Here is a 265-nt window from a genome sequence, read left to right on the forward strand (position 1 = left end):
GGCAGACATTCCGGGGCAACACCTTTTTTCATAACGACGTAGGGGTGGAGGTTTGGGCAAGCTCACAGGGCCTGGAATTTCAGCAAAATGCCTTTGAGAAGAATGTGGCGGCGGTGCTGGCGCTGGGCGGCATGACCGACACCAAGTGGCAGGGCAATCAGTGGGACAGGGAGCAGGTGAATCTTGACTTGAACCAGGATGGCCGGGCGGACGAAGCCGTCACCCTGCAATCCTCGCTGAGGAATCTCCTGGAGCAAAACGAGAT

Annotated in this window: 1 protein-coding gene; it reads left to right on the forward strand. The window is 57.4% G+C overall.

All coding sequences use genetic code 11. From position 1 onward, the window contains the following. On the forward strand, nt 1-265 hold a 265-nt coding region (locus WDW90_RS39775), incomplete at both ends, for a hypothetical protein (RefSeq protein WP_336493078.1).

Source organism: Methylobacterium nigriterrae, assembly GCF_037106235.1.
Taxonomy (GTDB): Bacteria; Pseudomonadota; Alphaproteobacteria; order Rhizobiales; family Beijerinckiaceae; genus Methylobacterium; species Methylobacterium nigriterrae.